Genomic DNA, 704 nt, shown 5'->3' with positions numbered 1-704 from the left:
CGTACGCCACCATCACATCACGCGTCAACGGACCCATCGAGAAACCGTCACCCGCAATGTGATGCACCGACATCGCCAGCACGAACTCGAACTCGTCGAGCTGGAACAGATGAGCTCGCACGGGAATCTCGGACGTGACGTCGAACGACGCACCGAGGACATCTGACACTCGTTCGAGCAGAACGCTTTCGGAGACGCGCTCGGTCGTCAATTCCACGAGCGCGTCATCTGGCGAGAGAATCCTCTGGAAGCCTATGCCCGCCACTTCGGGATACACCGTCCGAAGCACTTCGTGGCGCAGCACCAGATCACCCACTGCCGCAGCTAGCGCCGATACGTCGAGGGCGCCGGAGAGGCGAAGGACCACCGGCATGTTGTACGCCGACGAATCAGGATCGAAGCGGTTGAGGAACCACATACGGGACTGAGCCGGTGACAACGGGATCGCCGACGGGCGCACCCGAGCTGTCAGTGCCGGCCGACTCGAAGACGCCGACGCGTCGAGAACCCTGGCGAGTTCGGCTACCGTCGGCGAGTCGAAGATGGCTCGCAGCGGTATGTCGGTGCCTCGGTCTGCGTTGATGCGGCTGATGAGCCGAGTCGCATTGAGCGAATTACCACCCAACACGAAGAAATCGTCATCCACACCAACCCGCGACTCACACCCCAAAACCACCGCAAAAGCAGCAGCCACCACCAACTCC

1 protein-coding gene is annotated in these 704 nt (G+C 61.5%); it reads right to left on the bottom strand.

Going from position 1 to position 704, the window contains the following annotated elements:
• Positions 1–704: condensation domain-containing protein (locus G8767_RS35280; protein ID WP_240953016.1), on the bottom strand; the 704-nt coding region annotated here is incomplete at both ends.

It is taken from the genome of Rhodococcus sp. IC4_135, from assembly GCF_011602025.1.
Taxonomy (GTDB): domain Bacteria; phylum Actinomycetota; class Actinomycetes; order Mycobacteriales; family Mycobacteriaceae; genus Rhodococcus_F; species Rhodococcus_F baikonurensis.
This window is presented reverse-complemented; position numbering and strand designations above follow the sequence as displayed.